General features: G+C 58.1%; 19 protein-coding genes and 2 pseudogenes. 14 read left to right on the forward strand and 7 right to left on the reverse strand.

The features are described 5' to 3' along the window. From ACOTXR_RS00005 to ACOTXR_RS00030, 6 genes are all read left to right on the forward strand, one after another. On the forward strand, positions 1-409 hold a 409-nt coding region (locus tag ACOTXR_RS00005; RefSeq protein ID WP_421766964.1), incomplete at its 5' end, for a hypothetical protein. 427 nt (positions 410-836) lie between these two features. Next, the gene (locus tag ACOTXR_RS00010; protein ID WP_226856270.1) at positions 837-1,412 is read left to right on the forward strand and encodes a hypothetical protein; all 576 of its coding nucleotides are present in this window, start codon (positions 837-839) and stop codon (positions 1,410-1,412) included. Between the two features lie 115 nt (positions 1,413-1,527). Further along, entirely contained in the window at positions 1,528-2,082 is a 555-nt protein-coding gene (locus ACOTXR_RS00015; protein ID WP_045281639.1) for a fimbrial protein, read from the forward strand. Positions 2,083-2,139: 57 nt separating this feature from the next. Beyond that, complete coding sequence (locus ACOTXR_RS00020; protein ID WP_226856261.1) at positions 2,140-2,820, forward strand: fimbrial biogenesis chaperone; 681 nt, start codon at positions 2,140-2,142, stop codon at positions 2,818-2,820. A gap of 172 nt (positions 2,821-2,992) precedes the next feature. Next, positions 2,993-5,356: a fimbria/pilus outer membrane usher protein gene (locus tag ACOTXR_RS00025; protein WP_032628756.1), complete on the forward strand. Its 2,364-nt coding sequence runs from the start codon at positions 2,993-2,995 to the stop codon at positions 5,354-5,356. Positions 5,357-5,432: 76 nt separating this feature from the next. Beyond that, positions 5,433-6,413 (forward strand): fimbrial protein, encoded by a 981-nt coding sequence (locus tag ACOTXR_RS00030; RefSeq protein ID WP_251844006.1) that lies wholly within the window; start codon positions 5,433-5,435, stop codon positions 6,411-6,413. A 105-nt stretch (positions 6,414-6,518) separates the two neighbouring features. Here ACOTXR_RS00030 and ACOTXR_RS00035 read toward each other — a convergent pair. After that, a pseudogene (locus ACOTXR_RS00035) lies at positions 6,519-6,837 on the reverse strand (methionine synthase); the annotation flags it as partial. 18 nt (positions 6,838-6,855) lie between these two features. Further along, a pseudogene (locus tag ACOTXR_RS00040) lies at positions 6,856-6,985 on the reverse strand (putative oxygenase MesX); the annotation flags it as partial. A 156-nt stretch (positions 6,986-7,141) separates the two neighbouring features. Between ACOTXR_RS00040 and ACOTXR_RS00045 the strand changes: the two are divergent. The 4 genes from ACOTXR_RS00045 to ACOTXR_RS00060 are packed head-to-tail and all read left to right on the forward strand — an operon-like array spanning position 7,142 to position 10,552. Continuing rightward, positions 7,142-8,053: a metal ABC transporter substrate-binding protein gene (locus ACOTXR_RS00045; protein WP_058690366.1), complete on the forward strand. Its 912-nt coding sequence runs from the start codon at positions 7,142-7,144 to the stop codon at positions 8,051-8,053. Between the two features lie 2 nt (positions 8,054-8,055). Then, complete coding sequence (gene sitB, locus ACOTXR_RS00050; protein WP_032637233.1) at positions 8,056-8,862, forward strand: iron/manganese ABC transporter ATP-binding protein SitB; 807 nt, start codon at positions 8,056-8,058, stop codon at positions 8,860-8,862. After that, positions 8,859-9,716 carry an iron/manganese ABC transporter permease subunit SitC gene (gene sitC / locus ACOTXR_RS00055; protein ID WP_032637232.1) on the forward strand — a complete coding sequence of 286 codons (858 nt, stop codon included), beginning with the start codon at positions 8,859-8,861 and terminating at the stop codon, positions 9,714-9,716. Before sitB ends, sitC begins: the two co-directional genes overlap by 4 nt. Further along, a complete protein-coding gene (locus tag ACOTXR_RS00060; RefSeq protein WP_014882940.1) occupies positions 9,713-10,552 on the forward strand; it encodes a metal ABC transporter permease in 840 nt (279 codons plus the stop codon). The genes sitC and ACOTXR_RS00060 overlap by 4 nt, the downstream gene beginning before the upstream one ends. Here ACOTXR_RS00060 and entD read toward each other — a convergent pair. After that, entirely contained in the window at positions 10,506-11,180 is a 675-nt protein-coding gene (gene entD / locus ACOTXR_RS00065) for an enterobactin synthase subunit EntD (protein ID WP_047626524.1), read from the reverse strand. The two genes, ACOTXR_RS00060 and entD, sit on opposite strands and share 47 nt — an antisense overlap. Positions 11,181-11,239: 59 nt before the next feature. Next, complete coding sequence (locus tag ACOTXR_RS00070; protein ID WP_047626522.1) at positions 11,240-13,480, reverse strand: TonB-dependent siderophore receptor; 2,241 nt, start codon at positions 13,478-13,480, stop codon at positions 11,240-11,242. 145 nt (positions 13,481-13,625) lie between these two features. Between ACOTXR_RS00070 and fes the strand changes: the two genes are divergently transcribed. From fes to entF, 3 genes are read left to right on the forward strand one after another with little or no spacing between them, the layout of a single operon-like run. Further along, entirely contained in the window at positions 13,626-14,822 is a 1,197-nt protein-coding gene (gene fes, locus ACOTXR_RS00075) for an enterochelin esterase (protein WP_058690381.1), read from the forward strand. 10 nt (positions 14,823-14,832) lie between these two features. Next, positions 14,833-15,045, forward strand: a complete 213-nt coding sequence (locus ACOTXR_RS00080) for an MbtH family protein (protein WP_014882944.1) — start codon at positions 14,833-14,835, stop codon at positions 15,043-15,045. Then, on the forward strand, positions 15,042-18,899 hold the full coding sequence (gene entF, locus ACOTXR_RS00085) for an enterobactin non-ribosomal peptide synthetase EntF (protein ID WP_058690364.1): 3,858 nt from the start codon (positions 15,042-15,044) through the stop codon (positions 18,897-18,899). Before ACOTXR_RS00080 ends, entF begins: the two co-directional genes overlap by 4 nt. Before the next feature lie 82 nt (positions 18,900-18,981). Here entF and fepC read toward each other — a convergent pair whose 3' ends face one another. The 3 genes from fepC to fepD are packed head-to-tail and all read right to left on the reverse strand — an operon-like array spanning position 18,982 to position 21,766. Beyond that, complete coding sequence (gene fepC / locus ACOTXR_RS00090) at positions 18,982-19,776, reverse strand: iron-enterobactin ABC transporter ATP-binding protein (protein ID WP_047027593.1); 795 nt, start codon at positions 19,774-19,776, stop codon at positions 18,982-18,984. After that, positions 19,773-20,765: an iron-enterobactin ABC transporter permease gene (fepG, locus tag ACOTXR_RS00095; protein ID WP_047027592.1), complete on the reverse strand. Its 993-nt coding sequence runs from the start codon at positions 20,763-20,765 to the stop codon at positions 19,773-19,775. Before fepG ends, fepC begins: the two co-directional genes overlap by 4 nt. After that, entirely contained in the window at positions 20,762-21,766 is a 1,005-nt protein-coding gene (gene fepD / locus ACOTXR_RS00100; RefSeq protein ID WP_058690363.1) for a Fe(3+)-siderophore ABC transporter permease, read from the reverse strand. Before fepD ends, fepG begins: the two co-directional genes overlap by 4 nt. Before the next feature lie 108 nt (positions 21,767-21,874). On the opposite strand from fepD, the gene entS reads away from it, so the two are divergent. Beyond that, positions 21,875-23,110: an enterobactin transporter EntS gene (gene entS, locus ACOTXR_RS00105; protein ID WP_149410276.1), complete on the forward strand. Its 1,236-nt coding sequence runs from the start codon at positions 21,875-21,877 to the stop codon at positions 23,108-23,110. Positions 23,111-23,166 lie beyond the last annotated feature (56 nt).

Below are 23,166 nucleotides of genomic sequence, written 5' to 3' on the forward strand. Positions count from 1 at the left end.
CTCATATCAGGAACTTGTTCGCACCTTCCCTAATTTAACCCTATTAAGACTAGGTTTAACAGGGGTGGGATATCCTTGTAACTTATTGATTATAAATAAATGTTTATTTTTTGTGGGTTTTATTGCTAATTGTTCGTTAATTTTAGATAAATATATTGATGTGAAATTTTTGTTTCTGTGTGCGGCAATGAAAAACATAAATGAAACATTTGTGTTTTTAAACTTAAAAAATCAAATTAAGTGGTTTTTTATATCGCATTTAATATTTTTTACAGTGTTTTGCTTTGATAAATTAGTCTCATTGTCACATTTTCTTCATTTTAATAACATTTCAGTGCATCAGATGAACACCGAAACCCTTTCGAATGGAGAAGACGCCGACATGGAAATGAGAATGATAAACTTCTAAGGAGTCTTTGTGCCTTTTGTCTCTGACGAGCTTCTGTATGGATACACGATTTTTCATCATCTTGAGTACCGGCTTTCAACCAGAACGCTTATCAATATCAAGAATGGACGTATTAAAAGATTCGGCATGACGAAAGCAAGACTGTTCGAGTATCTCCTGGCGGGGATGGATAACGAAATTGTCTACGATAATGACATCATCATACACGTGTTTGATGATTATGGACTACGGTGCTCGAAATCCTATTTGTTGTCCATGATGAAGAAAATCCAGAACGCATTTAATACCGTGGGCTTTGAACGATATCCTTTTACCAGAATCTATGGGAAAGCGTACAAAATCGACTGCGGTTCGTTAGAACGGATATATGTTGTAAAACCTTCTTCACATTGACGATGATAAATTTCATAAGGAATGAGTTTTGACGGTGCTATTAGTTTTTTCAAGAAACTTTGCCATGAGGCAGGCAATTAAAACATTGAACTCCGCCAATAGAGAAATATTTTATTTTGACAATCGGCTGGAGTTCTTAGTAAGCGCGACCATTCTGGATAAATCTTACATTCTCATCGATACAATAGGAGAAAGTAGCGAGAATATCCGATGGCTCTATTATCGCCTTGCGGCGAGGGGATTAATGCGCCTTACCTATTTTATTGCGCCAGAGAACAATGCGGAGAACGGCTTTTTAAAATTCTTCCGCCTTGTTACTACGCTTAAGGATCTCAAGCAGCTGTGCGAGCGCGCCTCTAAACATCGGGCGAATGAAAACCCCTGCATATTAAAAGACGTGCTGTATCAGAGGCTGTCGACGCGACTGTCGGACGACCATTTGAACTTTCTCCTGAAAATTTATGATAAATCGACGAGCCAGTGCCGAATTAAAAATAAATACGAAATTAACAAAAATTACTATGTTAGAAGTCGACTGGCGTTAGGCAATGGTCTGGAGATGAAACAACTTATTTTACTTTTATCATCGCAAAGCCTGAGATGCTCATAACGATATAACGTCTATTTATTGGCTTAAACGAACATAAATTTAGCGGTCCAGTTCCGCTCTTCCTGCGCAACAGTGAACGTTGCGCAGATACCTTCAATCCTAAGGATATATAGCTATGCAAATGAAGTTAAACAGTGTCATTCGAAATATGGTTATGGCAGCAGCCGTTTCTGGAATAACCTTTGCCGCCAGTGCAGCCGATGGACAGATCAACTTTACAGGCACCATTCTGGATTCTGCCTGTACGATTGATACCAATACGGCGAACCAGACCGTTAACCTTGGTAAAATTCCAAAGAGCTCGTTCAACGCGGCCGGGGCCGTTGCTGCCGCAACCCGCTTTAGCATTGTGTTGAATAACTGCCCTGCGGCCGTCACCTCTGCCTCCGTTAAGTTTGACGGCACGGCGGACAGCAGCGACACCAATATTCTTGCGCTGAACAGCGGTCAAACGGCTAAAGGCGTCGGTGTGGCGTTCTATGAAGAAGATGGCATCACCGCAATCCCGCTGGCGACCCAGTCTAAGAGCATCACGCTTGACACCAGCACAGGCGAAGATCCTGCTAACAGCAACAAAATGACCTTCGTGGCGAAATATAAGGCAACGCAGGCTGCCGTAGTTGCGGGTACGGCAAACGCAACGTCAGATTTTACCATTACCTATCAGTAATAAGCCGGGCGTACCCAGGGTACGCCCCATTTTTTCCTGCTGGAATATCGGGGAAGTATGATGAGTCAACTTATTCGAACGATTGTATTATTAGGCACTTGCCTACTCTCCCTGCCGGGCCAGGCCAGCATAACCGTTGGCGGAACGCGCTTAATTTATAATGGAGCTGAAAACGAAGCCTCACTCCCTGTGAGTAACAGTAAGGATGCTGTCCCCTATTTAATTCAGTCATGGATTGAATTAAGCGAAAACTCGAAGGAGCAGGTTCCTTTTATCGTCACGCCACCGCTGTTCCGCCTCGACGGTGGTCATGAAAATACGCTGCGGGTCATTTATACCGGCGAGACGTCGCTGCCTGAAAACCGAGAGTCTGTATTTTGGCTTAACGTAAAATCAATTCCCTCAATGACCCGGTCAGATGAGAACAGGCTGCTTATTGCCGTTAAGACGCGCATGAAGCTTTTCTACCGGCCTGCGGCTCTGGCGTCGGAAAATGCGGGTGAGGCATGGACGCGATTGACGTTTGAACCGCGCGGCGAACGCCTGGTGATTAATAATCCGACGCCGTTCTACGTTTCTCTTTATTCATTAACGGTTGGCAATAAAACGATCTCGCCGCCGCCAATGATTTCCCCCTTGAGTTCCGTAACGGTCGCCGGCAGTGGAAAGCAGGTGGCGTGGAAAGCCATAAATGATTTTGGTGGCGTAACGACAGAAAAGCGCCAGATGCTGAAATAAAAAATATTAACAACACGCTATGTCACTCGCGCAGGTAAGCAAAGTGAATATTGTTTCTTATTCCCGATATGGTTTTTTCTCTGGCTCGTGGCCTCACCGCGTAAGTCGACTCTCGACGATAGCGCTTTTTATTTCGGGCGTTTTTCCCGCGGGCGCGGGCGAACTCTATTTTATGGCTGATGCGCTTGAAAAAATACACTCGACTTCCCAGGGCATCGATCTGGGCCGCTTCGAGCGCGGAGAGCAGTTACCCGGCACCTACAGGGTAGAAATTTGGCTTAATGAAAATTATATCCGAACGGAAAATATCTCTTTTGTTCCTGTAAACGGCATCGGGCTGGCGCCGGAACTTAACCGCAGAGAGCTTGAGTCGCTCGGCGTCAGGGTTAAAGCATTTCCTGAATTAGCCATGCTTCCGGTCGAGACGATTATTACCGACCCCGGCGCATTCATACCGGACGCTACCGCCCGGCTGGATTTTGACAGGCAGAGGCTGGACATCTCTATCCCGCAATCGGCGCTCAACGCGCGCGCGCGCGGCACCGTTGATCCGTCGCTCTGGAACCAGGGCATTTCTGCGCTGCTGGTCAATTACAGCATCAACGGGTCGCGCAACTGGAGCCGGGACGGTGAGACGCAGGATCAGCTTTATACCAACCTGCAAAGCGGTATTAACGCGGGGCCGTGGCGCCTGCGCAACTACAGCACCGTGACCAAGAACAACGGGAAACAGTCGTTTTCGTCGCTGAATACGACCCTGAGCCGCGACGTCCAGTTTTTGAGGGGGCAGTTCCAGGTGGGGGAAACCAGTACCCCGGGCGACGTGTTTGACAGCGTGATGTTTCGCGGTGCGCAGATTTTTTCTGATGACACCATGCTGCCGGAGAGCATGCGCGGCTTCGCTCCTGTCATTCGAGGGATCGCCCGCACCAACGCCACGGTCACCGTGAAGCAAAACGGCTACACGGTTTATCAAACCTACGTGGCGCCCGGCAGCTTTGAAATTCGCGATCTCTATCCTACCTCGGCGAGCGGCGATCTGGACATTGTCGTCACCGAAGCCGACGGCAGCGTCCAGCATTTCGTGCAGCCATTCTCTGCGGTTCCCGTCATGCTGCGGGAAGGCCGCGTGAAGTATGCGCTGAGCGCAGGGGAGTATCGAACAACGAAGCATGGCGCGGAAACCCCCTCATTTGGGCTGGGCACGCTGGCCTATGGCCTCTCCAATCATCTCACGCTGTACGGTGGCGTTTTGGGGGCGAGCAACTATGCGTCTGGCGTGCTCGGTACGGGTCTCAGCTTTGGCGACATTGGCTCGCTGTCGGCTGACGTTACTGTTGCCGACAGCCAGCTTGATGATGAGAAAAAACGCCGCAGCCGCGGGCAGTCCTATCGCGTGCAGTATTCGAAAACGGTGGCCACGACCGCTACCACCGTGACGCTCGCCAGCTATCGCTACTCTACGGAAGGGTTTTATACCTTCCAGGAAGTGAATGAATTTAGCAGCCAGCGCTACAACAAGCGAAGCCGACTGCAGCTCAACCTCAGCCAGTCGCTGCAGAGCTGGGGAAACTTTTATATTTCGGCCTATCAGCAGGACTACTGGAGCAAGCGAGGCTATGAGCGCAACGTCAGCACCGGCTTTAACACCAGTATCAGCGACATCAACTACTCGCTCGGCTACACCTACAGTGAAACGCCGGGCAAAAACCGTAAGGACCAGATTCTGGCCTTTAGCCTGCAGGTGCCGCTGAGCAAATGGCTACCGCAAAGCTGGGCCAGCTACAGCGTGAATATGCAAAAGAACGGTCCTGAAACGCATCAGGTGGGGCTGAGCGGCACCGCGCTTGCCGATAACAACCTGAGCTATCTGGTCCAGCAGGGCTATACCTCGTCGGGCGGGGAGTCGAGAAGCGCCGTGAGTGGAACCTATAAGGGCGGCTACGGCACCGTGAGCGCGGGTTACAACCATAGCCGACAGAATAGCCAGCTGAACTTCGGCCTGCAGGGGGGGATCGTGGGTCATGAACACGGCGTGACCTTCTCGCAGCCGCTGGGAGATACCGTTGTGCTGCTGGAGGCGCAGGGCGCGCCCGGCGTAAGGGTACGCAACAACCCCGGCGTTAGAACGGACTGGCGCGGCTACGCGGTGGTGCCCTATGCCAGCGCCTACCAGGAAAACCGGATTGCGATAGACACCGGCTCGCTGGGACCGGACGTGGATGTGGCCGAATCCGTGGTCAACGTTGTGCCGACGCGCGGTGCCGTGGTGCGCGCCACATTCAACGCGCGAACGGGGTACAGGGCCTTGATAACGCTCCTGTATCAAAACTCACCGGTGCCCTTTGGCGCAATGGTAAAGCTTAACGAAAGCGACACGATGAGCATTGTGGGAAGCGATGGCGAGGTTTATATGAGCGGCCTGAATGATGGGGACACTATCACTGTAAGGTGGGGGGCGAAAACCTGCCGCGCCAAAATAACCTTGAACGCCTTACCGGGGAAAATTCAGCGTACCACCGCGGCATGCCGTTAAATTTCTCATGGCCTCGATGCGCATGATGACTTTGGCGAGAGAAGGCCTAAGCCTCACCTAAATGAAGGAACATATGATGTCTACCGTAATGAAAATCGCGACGGCTGCAGTGGGAAGCGCTATATCTCTGAATGCTTTTGCGCTGTGTTCTGCAAACGACGTCGCGGTGAACGTAGATCGGAATATTGTCGTTCAGCGGGATGCGCCCGTTGGAACGGTTTTAGCGACGATAACCACCGTTAACCCCATGACGTGCGATCCTGAGGGCCAGCAAATTGGATATGATGGCTCGTGGTTTATTCAGCTCTCGGGGACGAATGCGGATTATGGCGCCTCGCCGCTGGGCAACGTGCGGGCGACGGAGGTTCCGGGCATCGGCATCCGCTGGAAGAACTTTTCCAGCACCACGCAAAGCAGCGAGTTTGTCACCCGGATGAATCTCAATAATGCGAGCTGGAGGCGAGGGATCCTCCAGAATGGCGTATCAACGTTCACGGATACCTTCGAGCTGATTAAAACCAGCACTACCCCCGCGACGGGCTCAATACCGGCGCTGACGCTAAATATGGAATACAGCACGCCGGTCAGTAATAATATTAAACGCCTGCCGCTTTATAAATATATCTTTTCGCCGATGAACATCAGCACTGCATCCTGTCAGATTCAGGATAAAAATTTGAATATCAATATGGGGATTGCGCTGTTGCCGAAGTTTAACGGCGTGGGCAGCACCCAGAATCCGGTAACGTTTTCCATCCCGCTTATTTGTGGTGAACAGACCGCGGTGAATGTAACGCTGGATAACGTCAGCCCGCTTGCCGATGCTGCCAACGGCGTCCTGGGGTTAAACAGTAGCTCGACGGCAAAAGGCCTGGGCATTCAGTTGAAATATAATGATGCGCCGGTACAGTTCGGCAAGTTAATTAAATACGGCACGACCACCTCGCCGGGGGAGGTGGTGAATATTCCCTTCAAGGCCGCGTATTACATGACTTCAGCGAATGCGCGGTCAGGCTCGGTGAGCGCCACGGCGTCCTTCACCCTGACCTACCGCTAGCACATTATTCGCGGCGATAAGCGAAAGGGGGCCATCTGGCCCCCTTTACCCCTGTCTGAACGTTGTGCTTATTTCCCCAGCAGCTCCCTGCGCACAATTTCTGCCCCCGCGCTCAGCGTGGCCAGCTTGCCGCGCGTTCCAGTCTCTCACCTCGTCAAAGAAGACGTTAAACGCGGTTCGTCGAACTGGATAATGTCCACGCCCGCCGCCTCAAGCTCTTTCGCCTCCTGGTTAAGGATGCGGGCAAACTCCCAGGCCAGCCTTTCGCATCTTCAACGAAGACCGGCTTCAGGCGCGATAGCGCACCTACCACCGCCGGCACGCTCGCGTCATAGCGATTGCGGATTTTCACCACTTCGCGCTTCTCAAAATCCACGCCGTTCAGGTGTTCAATAAAGGGGGGGGCGAAGTGCTGGCGCGTCCTGCTGGTATTCAGCGCCTAACGCAGGTTTTGCTGACGGCTTTCTCCGCGCGCTAAATTCGCAAAGTTGGTGGTAATACGCGTTTTTTGAAGGGGTTATAGTCTCATCGAAACGAATGCTTTTTAAGGTGAAGACAAAAGGTTTTGTCATCGTAAAGGGCGGGGCGGCGGCACCAGTTTCGCGCAGCGTCACCCGTCGCGCCAAAATCAATAATGATAACTATTTTCATTTGATTATAGCCTGTGCTATACAATATAGCTAAGGCTAATTTCGGTATGTTTTTAACCACTTCAGGAGAGTTCTGCGATGCACCTACTGCAAGGATTGAAGCGTCTGTTGTTCAGCTCGCTGCTACTGACCGCGGCCACCGCGGGTGTGCAGGCGGCTGAAAAATTCCAGGTCATTACGACCTTTACCGTTATCGCTGATATGGCGAAAAACGTGGCGGGGGACGCCGCAGAAGTCACTTCCATCACCAAACCGGGCGCTGAAATCCATGAGTATCAGCCGACGCCCGGCGACATCAAACGCGCGCAAAAGGCGCAGCTGATTCTGGCGAACGGCATGAATCTGGAACTGTGGTTCCAGCGGTTTTATCAGCATCTGAACGGCGTGCCGGAAGTGATTGTCACCAAAGGCATTACGCCGATGGGGATCGGGGAAGGGCCGTATAACGGCAAACCCAACCCGCACGCGTGGATGTCTCCGGATAACGCCCTGATTTACATCGATAACATTCGTGACGCGTTGGTGAAGTACGACCCGGCGAATGCGCAGACCTATCAGCGCAACGCTGAAGCCTATAAGCAGAAGATCACCGCCACCCTCGAACCGCTGCGTAAGCAGGTTGCGGAGATCCCGGAAGATAAACGCTGGATGGTCACCAGTGAAGGGGCGTTCTCCTATCTGGCGCGGGATCTGGGCCTGAAAGAGCTTTACCTGTGGCCGATCAACGCCGATCAGCAGGGCACGCCTCAGCAGGTGCGCAAGGTTATCGATCTGGTGAAAAAACATCGCATTCCGGCGGTGTTCAGCGAAAGTACCGTCTCCGATAAACCCGCGCGCCAGGTGGCACGGGAAACCGATACCCATTACGGCGGCGTGCTGTATGTCGACTCCCTGAGCGCAGAAAACGGCCCGGTGCCGACCTATATCGATCTGTTGAACGTCACGACCCGCACGCTGGTGCAGGGCATCCGTGACGGCATGAAGGAGTAACCATGCAGAAGGGGATTGTCGTAACCGATTTGACCGTGACCTACCGTAACGGTCATACCGCATTGCGTGATGCCTCGTTCAGCGTGCCGGGCGGTTCGATTGCCGCACTGGTCGGCGTGAACGGTTCCGGCAAATCTACGCTGTTTAAGGCGGTGATGGGCTTTGTACGGGCGGCAAGCGGCACGATCACTATTCTGGGATTACCGCCTCACCGGGCGCTCCGTCAGAACCTGGTCGCCTACGTGCCGCAGTCGGAAGAGGTTGACTGGTCGTTCCCGGTGCTGGTGGAAGACGTGGTGATGATGGGCCGCTACGGACATATGGGTTTTTTGCGTCGGCCAAAAGCGCTGGATCGGCAGATCGTCACCGACGCTCTGAAACGGGTGGATATGCTTGAGCTGCGCCATCGGCAGATTGGCGAGCTCTCCGGCGGGCAAAAGAAACGCGTGTTTCTGGCGCGGGCGATTGCCCAGCAGGGCGAGGTGATCCTGCTCGACGAGCCGTTTACCGGCGTGGACGTTAAAACTGAAGCCAGAATTATCAGCCTGCTGCGGGAACTGCGCGATGAGGGCAAAACCATGCTGGTATCGACCCACAATTTAGGCTCCGTCTCCGGGTTTTGCGATTACACGGTCATGGTCAAAGGTACCGTGCTGGCAAGCGGCCCGACGGAAACTACCTTTACCGCCGAAAATCTGGAGCGCGCCTTCAGCGGCGTGCTGCGCCACGTGGTGCTCAGCGGCTCTGAAGATCGCATTATTACCGACGATGAACGCCCCTTCGTGACGCACCGTCAGGAGGTAAAATGAGCGTACTTCTGGAACCCTTCGGCTACGAGTACATGCTGAACGCGATGTGGGTTTCGGCGATGGTGGGCGGGCTGTGCGCGTTTCTCTCGTGCTATTTGATGCTCAAAGGCTGGTCGCTGATTGGCGATGCGCTCTCGCACTCCATCGTACCGGGCGTGGCGGGAGCCTACATGCTCGGGCTGCCGTTTTCGCTGGGGGCGTTCCTGTCGGGCGGGCTGGCGGCGGGCAGCATGCTGTTTCTCAACCAGCGCAGCCGCCTGAAAGAGGACGCCATCATCGGGCTGATCTTCTCCTCCTTTTTCGGTCTCGGGCTGTTTATGGTCTCACTCAACCCGACCTCGGTGAATATTCAGACTATCGTCCTCGGGAATATCCTCGCCATTGCCCCGGAAGACATTGTCCAGCTGGCGATTATCGGCGTGGTGTCGATGCTTGTTCTGCTGTTCAAATGGAAAGATTTGATGGTGACCTTTTTTGATGAGAACCACGCCCGCGCCATCGGTCTGCGTCCTGAACGTCTGAAAATCCTGTTTTTTACCCTGCTGGCGGTTTCCACCGTGGCTGCGCTGCAAACCGTCGGCGCATTTCTGGTGATCTGTCTGGTGGTCACGCCCGGCGCGACCGCGTGGCTACTGACCGATCGCTTCCCGCGACTGCTGATGATTGCCGTCGCCATGGGTAGCATTACCAGCTTCCTTGGCGCATGGGCGAGCTATTATCTCGACGGCGCGACCGGCGGCATTATCGTGGTCGCCCAGACGCTGCTGTTCCTGCTGGCGTTCGTCTTTGCGCCGAAGCACGGGCTGCTCGCCAGCCGCCGCCGGGCGCGTCAGGCGCAGGAGATCCACCCATGATCGCGCTGCTCCTTGAACCCTTCCAGTTTGCGTTTATGAACAACGCGCTGCTGATTTCACTGCTGGTCGCCGTGCCCTGCGCGCTGCTGTCGGTTTTTCTGGTGCTCAAGGGCTGGGCGCTGATGGGCGACGCCATGAGCCATGCGGTGTTTCCCGGCGTCGTGCTGGCCTGGATGATGGGGCTGCCGCTGGCGCTGGGCGCATTCGTTGCCGGTCTGTTCTGCGCGGTCGCCACCGGATACCTGAAAGATAACAGCCGCATCAAGCAGGATACGGTTATGGGGATCGTCTTTTCCGGCATGTTCGGTGCCGGGTTGATCCTCTACATCGCCGTCAAACCCGAGGTGCATCTCGACCATATTCTGTTCGGCGATATGCTGGGTATTAACGGGATGGACATTCTGCAAAGCGGGATTGTGGCGGGGCTGATTGCGCTGGTGATTGGCCTGAAGTGGCGGGACTTTTTGCTGTTCTGCTTTGATTATCAGCAGGCGCAGGCGAGCGGGTTGCGCACTCGCTGGCTGCACTATGGATTACTGTGCATGGTTTCGCTGACTATCGTGGCGACGCTGAAAGCGGTGGGGATTATTCTGTCGATTTCGTTGCTCATTGCGCCCGGCGCGGTGGCGGTGCTGATCACCCGGCGCTTCCACATGGCGCTGCTGGTGGCGGTAGCCGTTTCCGCGCTCGTGTCCGTAAGCGGCGTCTATGCGTCGTTTTATCTCGACAGCGCGCCTGCCCCGACCATCGTCGTGCTGTTCGCGGTCGTGTTTATCGTGACGTTTGTGGTCACCAGCGTGAAGGCCCGTCGACAGGAGAGTGTGACAGCAGGGTGATCGCCTGTTCGCCGTGCTGTTGCCAGTGAACGGTAAAGGCGGTGCCTTCGGGATAGCCCGCGCGCTGGCAGGTCAATGCCAGCGTAAGCGTCTTATCGACGAGCTGCGTGACGCGGGCGCTGTCAAAACCCATCCAGGCCTGCACCTGCGGAAAGAGGGCTTTGAACAGGCTCTCTTTGGCGCTAAACACCAGCGTCAGGGCGAGGGTGAACGAGTAACCCGAGCGGGAAAGGACACTCTCTTCCTGCGCATCAATAATGCCGTCTTTGATTTCCCGGGCTTCGTTTTCGGGGAGGATCGTTTCGCAATCAATGCCGATAAGCGCAGGGTGTTCGCGCATAACGACAGCCATGGCCTGTGTGCCGCTGTGGGTGATGCTGCCGGAAAACCCCTGTGGCCAGCGCGGTTCCCCGCTGGGGCCGATGCCGGGTACGGTGTGGTCCGGTAAGGCATGCGCCGCGGCGATGCGCCCGGCAAGATGCTCGGCTTTGCGTTTGCGTCCGGCGTTTGAAAGCTCTGCGTGATGGGGAAGCCAGAGGAGATCGGCGTCGGTAAAAGTGGTGGGGTCGAAGGTGACGCGGTGAACGGTGCGATCGGCGAGAATGAACGTGCTGTGGGTTGTGTGCATGGTTTCCCCTCACCCTGACCCTCTCCCCGGAGGGGAGAGGGAAGGTTTACTTCAGTGCCTTAAAAATGCGTATTCACACTCATATACCACGTGCGACCCGGCTCATTATACGTATACGCTCCCGCACCGTACATATACGCGCCGGTGGTGGCATTCCCCGTGGTCTGGGCATTACCCGCACGCCACTGGCGCTTGTCGAAGACGTTGTCCACGCCGCCGGTCAGGCTGACGTTTTTGGTCACGTCCCAGGTCGCGCTCAGGCCAACAATGCTGTACGGGCTAACTTCGTCTTTCTCAGACCCGCTCACCGGTTCACCCTTGTAGTTGTACTTCTTCGGCTGCTGCTTGCCGTACCAGGTGAAGGTCGACTGCAGCGACACATCCTGATGCACCTGCCAGCTCAGGGTCGAGTTTAGCGTGTACTCCGGAATGATCGACAGACGGTCGCCGGTCTCCTTGTTCTTACTCTGCAGCATGTAAGTGATGTTATTGGTCCAGTTGATCGTGTCGCTGACCGGCACGTTCAGGGAGCCTTCCAGCCCTTCAACCACCGCTTTCGGGACGTTTTCCCACTGGTAAATATCCGTCTGCACCTTACCGGAAGAGGTGTGGCCAATTGGCGCATAGCCCGCTTCAATCTTGTCGCGGTAGTCGTTGCGGAACCAGGTCACGCCCGCCAGCCAGCCGTCGCGTTTCCACTCCAGACCGATCTCTTTGTTGATGCTGGTTTCGGCTTTCAGATCGTCGTTGCCCATCATGTAGCAGCCGACGCCGTCGCCGCTTGCGTAGCAACCCTGGCCTTTACTGTAGAGCAGATAGTTCGGGTTGGTCTGATACAGGCTTGGCGCTTTGTAAGCCCGCGCAATACCCATCTTCAGCGTGAAGTCATCTCCCAGACCTTGCGACAGGTTAAGTGACGGGCTCCAGTTATTGCCGACGATGGTGTGGTGATCGAAGCGCAGGGCAGGGGTCAGCATGGTGCTGTCGGTCAGCTCCATGTTGTTCTCCGCAAACAGGGAGAAAATCTCCGCCGAGGTGTACGGACTACGGTCGTTGCTCATGCCCGGAATGGTGCCGCCCTGCTGGGTTTGCGTGAAGGAGGTCGAATCCTTCATGCGCTGCTGGTTCCACTCGGTGCCCAGGGTCAGATTCTGGTTAACGAGGAAATCAATCGGCAGATTGATTTCGCTGTGCAGCATCACGTCGGCCAGATCGGTGTCGGTGAATTTATCGCTGTTAAACAGACCTTCCGTCCCGCCAGCCAGCCCTTCGCCCAGACGGGAGTTGCGGGTGTGTTCGTACTGCGCCCAGTTGCTGGTGGTAATGCCGTTATCCCAGCCGCCGTTCCAGGTCACCGCGAAGTTCTGGCGATAAATACGGTTGGTCTCTTTGCCGTAGTTTTTCTTCACCAGCGCGTTGTCGTTATTGGTGTTCTGCGTGTCGCCCGCATAAAGGTTGTTCTGGCGGCTATAGCCTGCTTCAAACTCCAGGGACTGCATGGGCGCGAAGTCCCAGCGCACGACGCCGTTGATGTCTTTGTTCTCTACACCTTCACGACCTGCGGGCAGGGTGTTGGCGTAGGCGCCGGTACGGTCAGACTGATGGCCCTGGTTGATGTCCCACGCGTCGGCCTGGGTTTTGTCCAGGTTACCGAACATGCGGAAGCTGAAATCGCCGCCCAGCGGGCCGCTCAGGCTGAAGTTGGTGCGCTTAGTGGAACCTTCATCTTTATGTTCCGGCGCATTCAGGTAGGTGTTCCAGGAGCCGTGCCACTGGTCGTCGAATTTTTTGGTGATGATGTTGACCACGCCACCTGCCGCGCCGTTGCCGTAGCGGGCGGCCGCCGGACCACGGATCACTTCGATGCGCTCGATCATCTCCGGCGGTACCCAGCCGGTATCGCCCCGGGTATCACGCTCGCCGCGCCAGCCCAGACGGATGGAGTTACGGCTGGTAACCGGTTTACCGTCGATCAGGATCAGGGTGTTTTCCGGGCCCATGCCGCGGATATCAATCTGACGGTTATTCCCGCGCTGGCCGCTGGTGGAGTTACCGGTGAGGTTCACGCCCGGCATGGTGCGGATGATTTCCGACACGTCGCGCGCGGGCGGGTTTTTACGGATCTCATCGGCGGTGATGGTCGATACGCCCGGCGCCTGCAAATTTTGCTCGGCGGCGGTGATCACCATCGTGTCTTCGTGCTGCGCGGAGGCGGTGTTGTCGTCTGCCATGGCGGGCAGCGCGACGCCATAAATCCCTAAATTGACCAGCAAGGCCAGAGAGTGAATCTTCTTATTCATTGTACGTCCCGCTTTTATGGTTATTCATGAACGCGCTTCCCACAGCGCGGGCATTACGCTATTGCAAATGCAAATGGTTATCAATAATATTATCAATAAAATTTGTCCTGAAACAAAAAAGACTGTTAAACATGAGGTTATAAGGGTGACGGCGTTAACAACGGGCAATGAAGCGTGGTGGCAGTCGAAAAGCGGGCCTGACTTGAAACCTGAAAACGGTAAATTTCGCGTCACGTTCTGGTGGCGCGATCCGAAGGGAACGCAGACCTCGTCACCGATTAAACACGTCTGGCTCAATATCACCGGCGTGACCGATCACCATCAAAATGCCCGCCCGCAGTCCCTCAAACGCATCCCGGATACCGACGTCTGGCAGTGGGAGGGAGAGTTCAGTCCCGCGTGGCGGGGGAGCTACTGTTTTATCCCTTCCGTGAATGAAAACGATTTTGCCGACGCGGTGTTTGAAGGCGAGAGTCCGGACCGTATGGCGCTGCGCGAAGGCTGGGGTAAACTGCTGCCGCACGCGGTTTCCGACCCGCTTAACCCGCAGAGCTGGCGCGGTGGCCGCGGTCATGCCGTTTCGGCGCTGGAAATGCCGGGCGCACCCGTTCAGCCAGGCTGGGATCGTCCTGATACGCCCCACCACGCGCCGGTCTGCATTGATTGGGAAAGCGCACGCCTGAAAAACCGCCGCCGAGTCTGGATTTTTACCACCGGGGAGGAAAACCCCGAGCGCCCGCTGGCGGTGCTGCTTGATGGCCAGTTCTGGGCCGAAAGCATGCCCGTCTGGCCCGCGCTGGCCGCGCTTACCCGTGAAGGCAAACTGCCCCCGGCGGTCTATGTCTTAATTGATGTGATTGATACCGCACACCGCAGCCGCGAGCTGCCCTGCAACCCCGATTTCTGGCTGGCGGTGCAGGAAGAACTTCTCCCACACATACAATGCATTGCCCCCTTCAGCGACCGCGCCGACCGTACCGTGGCGGCGGGTCAGAGCTTCGGCGGGCTTTCCTCCCTTTATGCGGGCCTCAACTGGCCGCAGCGCTTTGGCTGCGTGCTCAGTCAGTCCGGTTCCTACTGGTGGCCGCACCGCGGCGCACAGCAGGAGGGGCTACTCATCGGGCAGCTTAAAGCGGGTGAAAAAACCGCACGCGGACTGCGCATCGTCCTTGAGGCCGGGCGCAACGAACCGCTTATCTTCCGCGTGAATCAGGCGATTTACGCCGAATTGCACGCGCAGCAGGTTTACTGGCGTCAGGTTGAAGGCGGACACGACGCGCTTTGCTGGCGCGGTGGGCTGACGCAGGGGCTGATGACCCTCTGGCAGCCGCTTATTCAATAACGGAGTCTGTATGGAATTCAGCAATCCTTTCGATAATCCGCAGGGACAGTTTGTCATTTTGCAAAACGACCAGGGGCAGTACAGCCTGTGGCCGCAGCAGTGCGAATTGCCCGCGGGCTGGCGCGTGGTATGCGAAGCGCAGCCTCAGGACGTGTGCCAGCAGTGGCTGGCGGAACACTGGCAGACGCTTGAGCCGTCGTATTTTGCGGGGGAAAACGCATGAGCCGTCTTCCGCTTGTCGCCGCCCAGCCGGGTATCTGGATGGCGGAGCAGTTGTCCGCGCTGCCAAATGCCTGGAGCGTGGCGCACTACACTGAGCTAAAGGGCGATATCGACGCGCCGTTGCTGGCAAAAGCCATTGCTGAAGGCATGATGCAGGCCGATACCCTGCGGATGCGTTTTGCCGAAGATAACGGTGAGGTGTGGCAGTGGGTGGATGAAACCGTCATGCTGCCGGAACCGTCCATCGTTCGCGTGGACTCTCATGATGCCGCCGTGGCGCTGATGGAAGCCGATCTCAACCAGAACCTGCGCGTCGACAGCGGTCAACCGCTGGCGTTTCATCTGCTGATTCAGGTGGGGGAAGAACGCTGGTACTGGTATCAGCGTTATCATCACTTAGTGGTAGATGGCTTCAGTTTCCCGGCGATTACCCGCCAGATTGCCGCCATTTATGCTGCATGGAAAAAGGGCGACCCCACGCCACCTTCTCCTTTTTCACCCTTCGCCGAGGTGGTGGAAGAGTATCAGCGCTATCGTGAAAGCGAGGCGTATGCACGCGACGGTGACTTCTGGGCAGCGCAGCGCAGACAGCTTCCTCCTCCGGTCTCTCTTTCTTCCGCGCCGCTGCCGGGGCGCGCCGCGACAACTGACATCCTGCGCCTGAAAATCGTCGCCGACAGCAGCGCGTTTAGCCAGCTTGCGCAGGCTGCAGGGCAGGCTCAGCGTACCGATCTGGCGCTTGCGCTGGTCACGCTGTGGCTGGGCCGCCTGACCGGGCGTCTGGACTACGCCGCCGGGTTTATCTTTATGCGCCGCATGGGCTCCGTCGCGCTGACCGCAACTGGACCGGTGCTCAACGTCCTGCCGCTTGCGGTGAATATCGATCCGCAGGAGAGCCTGCCTGGGCTGGCTCTGCGTCTGGCGAGCCAGCTGAAAAAAATGCGCCGCCATCAGCGCTACGACGCGGAGCAAATTCTCCGCGACAGCGGTAAGGCGGCGGGTGATGAAGCCCTGTTTGGCCCGGTGCTGAACGTTAAGGTGTTCGATTATCAACTGGAACTCGACGGCGTAGAGGCCATCACCCACACGCTGGCGACCGGACCGGTGAACGATCTCGAGCTGGCCTTGTTCCCGGACGAGCAGGGCGGATTAAGTATTGAAATTCTCGCCAGCAAACAGCGTTACGATGAAACAACGCTGAAGGGCCACGTCGCGCGCCTGAACGCGATGCTGGTGCAGTTTGCCGCTAACCCGGACCTGCGATGTGGGGAAGTGGAAACCGTGTCAGAGCAAGAGTACGCGCAGCTTGCGCGCATCAATGACACCGGGCTGGCGCTACCCTCCACCACGCTCGCGGAGCTGGTGGCGGAACAGGCGAGCAGGACGCCGGACGCCCCCGCGCTGGCGGATGCGCACATCGAGCTGAACTACCGCCAGATGCGCGAGCAGGTGGTCGCGCTGGCAAACCTGCTGCGTGCGCGCGGCGTGAAGCCGGGCGACAGCGTGGCGGTGGCCCTCCCGCGTTCGGTATTCCTGACGCTGGCCCTGCACGGCATTGTGGAAGCCGGCGCCGCGTGGTTACCGCTGGACACCGGTTACCCGGACGACCGCCTGCGGATGATGCTGGAGGACGCAAAGCCATCCCTGCTGATTACCACCGATGAGCAGCTTCCGCGCTTTAGCGAACTGCCCATAGCTTCGTTTAGTTACAACATGCTTTTACCTGCTGCGGGTACTGAGCCTCTGCGCGTGGCGAAACCGGAGCAGACGGCGTACATCATCTTTACCTCGGGTTCAACCGGGCGTCCGAAAGGGGTGATGGTTGGGCATACCGCCATCGTTAACCGCCTGAAGTGGATGCAGAACCACTACCCGCTGACAGCGAATGACGTGGTGGCGCAGAAAACGCCGTGCAGCTTTGACGTCTCGGTCTGGGAGTTCTGGTGGCCGTTTATCGCCGGGGCGAAGCTGGTGATGGCCGAGCCGGACGCGCACCGGGACCCGCAGGCGATGCAGAGCTTCTTCGCCCGGGATGGCGTCACGACGACCCACTTTGTGCCGTCGATGCTGGCGGCGTTTGTCGCCTCGCTGACGCCGGAAAACGTCGACTGCTGCAGGACGCTTAAGCAGGTGTTCTGCAGCGGCGAAGCGCTGCCGACCGGGCTGTGCCGCGAGTGGGAACAGCTCACCCGTGCGCCGCTGCACAACCTCTACGGCCCGACCGAAGCGGCAGTGGACGTGAGCTGGTATCCGGCGTTTGGCCCTGAGCTGGCGGCCGTTGAAGGCAATAGCGTGCCGATTGGTTTCCCGGTGTGGAACACGGGGCTGCGCATTCTGGATGCACTGATGCGCCCGGTGCCGTTCGGCGTGGCGGGGGATCTGTATCTCACCGGCATTCAGCTGGCGCAGGGATATCTGGGGCGTCCGGATCTCACCGCCAGCCGCTTTATCGCCGACCCGTTCGCGCCGGGCGAGCGGATGTATCGCACCGGTGACGTCGCCCGCTGGCTGGATAACGGGGCGGTAGAATATCTGGGCCGCAGCGATGATCAGCTAAAAATTCGCGGCCAGCGTATTGAGCTGGGCGAAATCGACCGGGCGATGCTGTCGCTGCCGGACGTGGCGCAGGCCGTGGCGCATGCCTGCGTGTTCAACCAGGCGGCGGCAACGGGGGGTGATGCCCGCCAGCTGGTGGGATACGTTGTCTCCGAATCCGGTTTACCGCTGGATCGCGATGCGCTGCTGGAATCGCTTAAGGCGCAGCTTCCGCCGCATATGGTGCCGGTGGTGCTGCTGCAACTCAGCGCGCTGCCGCTCAGCGCGAACGGCAAACTCGACCGCAAGGCGCTGCCGCTGCCGGAGTTGACCAGCAAAACCACCGGACGCGCGCCGGAAACGGACACCGAAATCGGCGTGGCGCAGGCGTTTGCCGCGCTGCTGGGTTGCGAGGTGAACGATATCGAAGCCGACTTCTTTGCCCTCGGCGGCCACTCGCTGCTGGCGATGCGGCTGGCGGCGCAGCTCAGCCGCACGTTCGCCCGCAAGATCACGCCGGGGCAGATTATGGTCGCCTCGACGGTGAGCAAGCTCAGTGCGCTGCTGGACTTAAAAATGAACGACGAGCAGGCGCAGCGTCTGGGGCATGAAGCCGTTCTGCCGCTGCGTGAAAGCCATGGCCCGACGCTGTTCTGCTTCCATCCGGCGTCCGGTTTTGCCTGGCAGTTCAGCGTGCTGGCGCGCCACCTCAGCCCGCGCTGGTCTATCACCGGCATTCAGTCTCCCCGACCGGAAGGGCCGATGCAGCAGTGTGCGGATCTGGATGGGGTGATTGATCATCACCTGAATACGCTGCGTAAGCAGCAGCCGCAGGGGCCGTATTATTTGTTCGGCTATTCCCTCGGCGGCACGCTGGCGCAGGGGATTGCCGCTCGTTTGCGCGCGCAGGGTGAAGAGGTGGCGTTCCTTGGCCTGCTGGATACCTGGCCACCGGAAACCCAGAACTGGGCGGAGAAAGAGGCCAACGGCCTCGACCCGGCAGTGCTGGCGGAAATTGAGCGCGAGCGGCAGGCGTTTATCGCTGCGCAGCAGGGGCAGGGCAGCAGTGAACTGTTTGGCGCCATCGAGGGCAACTACGCCGATGCGGTGCGCCTGCTCACCACGGCGCACAGCGCGCGGTTTGACGGCAAAGCGACGCTGTTTGTCGCCGAGCGCACGCGCACGATGGATCCGCAGGTCGCCTGGGCACCGTGGGTGGCGGAGCTTGAGGTGCATAGCCAGGATTGCGCCCACGTGGATATCATTTCGCCGCAGGCGTTTGAGAAGATTGGGCCGGTGTTGAGGGAAATGTTGGGATAGTGCAAATGCCCGGTGGCGCTGTGCTTACCGGGCCTACGGGAGCTGAATGTAGGCCGGGTAAGGCGTAGCCGCCACCCGGCAGTTACCGCCGACCCAATGGAACCACCAGCGGCGTCCCCGCCACCGGATCGTCAATAATCATGCAGCGCATACCGTAGATCTGCGCGATCAGATCCGGCGTCACAATCTCCTTCGGCGCGCCCTGCGCCACAATCTCACCGTCGCGCAAGGCAATCAGATGCGTCGCGTAGCGGCACGCCTGGTTCAAATCATGGAGCACCGCCGCCAGCGTATACCCTTGGGTGCGGTTCAGCTCGCTCAGCAGCTCCAGCAGGTCAATTTGATGGCTGATATCCAGCCACGTTGTTGGCTCGTCCAGCAGCATAATGGAGGTTTCCTGCGCTAACACCATCGCAATCCACGCGCGCTGGCGCTGGCCCCCGGAAAGGGTATCGACGCTTTGTTGGGCGAGAGCGGTAATCCCCGTCGCCTGCATCGCGCGGTTTACCGCTTCATCGTCCTCTTTACGCCAGCGGGTAAACAGCGGCTGGTGCGGATAGCGCCCGCGCGAGACCAGTTCCTGCACCGTGATGTCCCCCGGCGTGGTGGCGTTTTGCGCCAGCAGCCCGATGCGCCTGGCCACCTCTTTGCTGGCGAAGCGCTGGATCTGCTCTCCGTCCAGAAACACGCTGCCCTGAACCGGGGTCATCAGGCGGCTCAGCGTGCGCAGCAAGGTTGATTTGCCGCAGCCGTTCGGGCCGATAATCGCCGTGAAGTGGCCGTCCGGAATAGCGACGGTTAAATCACGGGCAATGATTTTTTTGCCGTAGCCAAGGGTAAGGTTTTCGCCGCGCAAGCGGGTTGTTGTGTCTGTCATTTCTTGCGTGACTCCTGAACGAGCAAGACGATGAGGTAAATCCCGCCGAGGCTGACGGTTACCACGCCCACCGGCAGTTGATAAGGCATAAACAGCCGCTGGGCGCAGAGATCGGCGGCCAGCAGTAACAGCGATCCGCACAGCGCCGCCTGGGTTAATCCCCAGCGCGCGGTGCCGCTAAGACGCCGGGCGATGTGCGGGGCGACAAGCGCAATAAAAGATATCGGCCCGGCGATGGCGGTGGAGGCGGCGGTCAGTATTACGGCCACCAGCATCAGCATCAGGCGCGAGCGCTCAACGCTCACGCCCAGCGCGCAGGCGCTGTCGTCGCCCATCTCCAGCAGCCGCATGCGGCGCACCAGCAGCAGCGCGCCGATAAACATCAGCAAAATCAACGGCGCGGCGGGCCAGGTTTTGCCCCACGTCAGGCCGTTGAGTGAACCGGCATACCACAGCCCGGCGGAGATCGCGGTGTCCAGCGTGGCCTGCAGTAACAGCCAGGTGTTAAAGGCCATCAGCATGGCGCGCACGCCAATACCGATGATGATCAGGCGGAAGGTATCGATGCCGTTGCGCCAGGCAAGGAGCCAGATAACCAGCGACGTCAGAATACCGCCCGCCATCGCCGTAAAGGTGATGGCTGTCAGGTGCTGGCCGAACAGCACCATCGCCACCAGTACGCCACTCCAGGCTCCGGTATTCAGGCCCATTACGTCCGGGCTGCCGAGCGGGTTGCGCATCAGCGACTGGAAAATCGCGCCGCTGACCCCGAGCGCTGCGCCCACCAGAATCGCCATCGCCACCCGCGGCAGTCGCCATTCGGTGACCACCAGGGTGATATTGCGCGGGGCGCTGCCCGTGAGGGCGTGGAAGACCTGCACGAAATCGAGCGTGACCGCACCGCTTTGCAGGCTCCAGACCGCCAGCATAACCGTGGCGATAACCAGCAGAGATACGCTGGTTATTAAACGACGGGACAGAACCCTCATGCGCCACCTCCGCGTCTGCGTCGTACCAGGACGATCAGCACCGGCGCGCCGATAAAGGCGCTGACCACCGAAACCCGCAGTTCGCCTGGCACCAGTAGACGCCCGAGCACATCTGCAAACAGCAGCAGGGCCGGGGTGGCAAGCAAGGTGACCGGCAATGACCAGCGGTGATCGGCCCCCACCAGCCAGCGCGCCATGTGCGGCATCATCAGGCCGATAAAGGCAATCGGGCCGACCACGGCGGTCGCGCAGCCGCACAGGACGGTGATGGCGAGCAGGCCAACCAGCTGCGTGCGCGCCACGCGGTTGCCGAGTGAGGTCGCGGTGTCGCTGCCAAGACTGAGGCTGTTGAGCGCCCGGCTTAACAACAGCGCCACGGCGGCGGCGATAATGACCGGGAGCGCCACCACTTTCAGCGTGTCGAGAGTACGGATATCCAGCGAGCCGGCCTGCCAGAAGCGCAGCTGGTCGTAGACGTCCGGGTTGAGCAGGGCGATGCCGTTGGATAAGCCTTCCAGCACCGCTGCGAGCGCTACGCCAGCCAGCGTCAGGCGTACCGGGCTTAGCTGTCCGCCGCCCTGGCTGCCGGTAAACGCGACCACCAGCGAGGCGGCCAGCGCGCCGCAAAAGGCCATCACCAGTTGCTCAGAAGGTGACGTCAATCCGAACAGCGACGCGCCGAGCACGATGGCAAAGCTGGCGCCAGAGTTCACGCCGAGAATGCCGGGGTCCGCCAGCGGGTTACGGGTGAGGGTTTGCATCAGGGCCCCGGCAAGACCGAGGGCACCACCGGCCAGCAGTCCGGCGAGGGTTCGGGGCAGACGAGCGTCGAGCACGATAACGCAGTCGGCGCTCTGGCAGCTTCCGGAGAGCGCATCGACAATAACGGATGCGGGCAGGGACTTCGCGCCAACCAGCAGACTGAGTGCAATCGCAAGGATCAACAGCAGCAATAATACGGGCACGGCAATGGCGCGCACCGTAGAAGAGGAAAACGACATAGCAACATCCATGATTTGATAATGATAGTGATTATCGTTATCTATCTTATTTGGCTATGTTAGCATGTGCGCCCATGGAATGGGTAGAAATAGACTCAAGGCTTTGTCATGAATCAAAAATCCTGGCTGCTCAACCTCAGCCTGCTCAAAACGCACCCGGCGTATCGCGCCATTTTTATCGCGCGCTTTATCTCCATTTTGTCCCTCGGGCTGCTCGGCGTGGCGGTGCCGGTCCAGATCCAGGCCATGACGCACTCCAGCTGGCTGGTGGGGTTATCGGTTACGTTAACCGGCAGCGCAATGTTTATCGGCCTGATGGTCGGCGGCGTGCTGGCGGACCGCTACGAGCGTAAAAAACTGATCCTGCTGGCGCGCGGCACCTGTGGCGTGGGCTTTATCGGGCTGTGTATTAACGCTTTGCTGCCGGAGCCGTCGCTGATGGCAATTTACGCCCTGGGGCTGTGGGACGGTTTTTTTGCCTCGCTAGGCGTGACGGCGCTGCTGGCGGCGACGCCTGCGCTGGTGGGGCGTGAGAATCTGATGCAGGCGGGGGCGATCACCATGCTCACCGTGCGCCTCGGCTCGGTGATTTCGCCGATGGTGGGTGGCCTGCTGCTGGCCACCGGCAACGTGGCGTGGAACTACGGGCTGGCGGCGGCGGGAACCTTCATTACCACGTTGACGCTGCTGCGCCTGCCGTTGCTGCCACCTCCGCCGCAGCCGCGTGAGCATCCGCTGAAGTCCCTGATGGCGGCCATTCGTTTTCTGTTCAGCAACCCGCTGATTGGCGGCATTGCGCTGCTCGGTGGCCTGCTGACCATGGCGAGTGCGGTGCGCGTGTTGTACCCGGCGCTGGCGGGCGAGTGGCAGATGAGCGCCTCGGAAATCGGTATTCTCTACGCCGCCATTCCGCTCGGCGCGGCGTGCGGCGCGTTGACCAGCGGTCATCTGGCGCAGAGCGCGCGTCCGGGGCTGATTATGCTGCTTGCCACGCTGGCCTCGTTTGTTGCCATTGGCTTCTTCAGCCTGATGCCGGTGTGGGCGCTCGGGGTGATGTGTCTGACGATTTTTGGCTGGCTGAGCGCCATCAGCTCGCTTTTACAGTACACCCTGATCCAGACCCAGACGCCGGAGGGGATGCTCGGGCGCATTAACGGTTTGTGGACCGCGCAGAACGTGACGGGGGATGCGATCGGTGCGGCGATCCTTGGCGGACTGGGAGCCGTCATGAGCCCGGTGGCCTCGGCGAGCAGCAGCGGGTTAGTGTTAGCCGTTGTTGGCGTGATTTTATTGGCGGTTTTGGTGGAGTTGCGTCGGTTCAGGCAGGAGAGTGCTCCGGTGTGATTTGCCGGGTGGCGGCTGCGCCTTACCCGGCCTACATTTTGCACCCGCAGGCCCGG

It is taken from the genome of Enterobacter cloacae complex sp. IR53030 (assembly GCF_049238365.1).
Lineage (GTDB): Bacteria > Pseudomonadota > Gammaproteobacteria > Enterobacterales > Enterobacteriaceae > Enterobacter > Enterobacter kobei.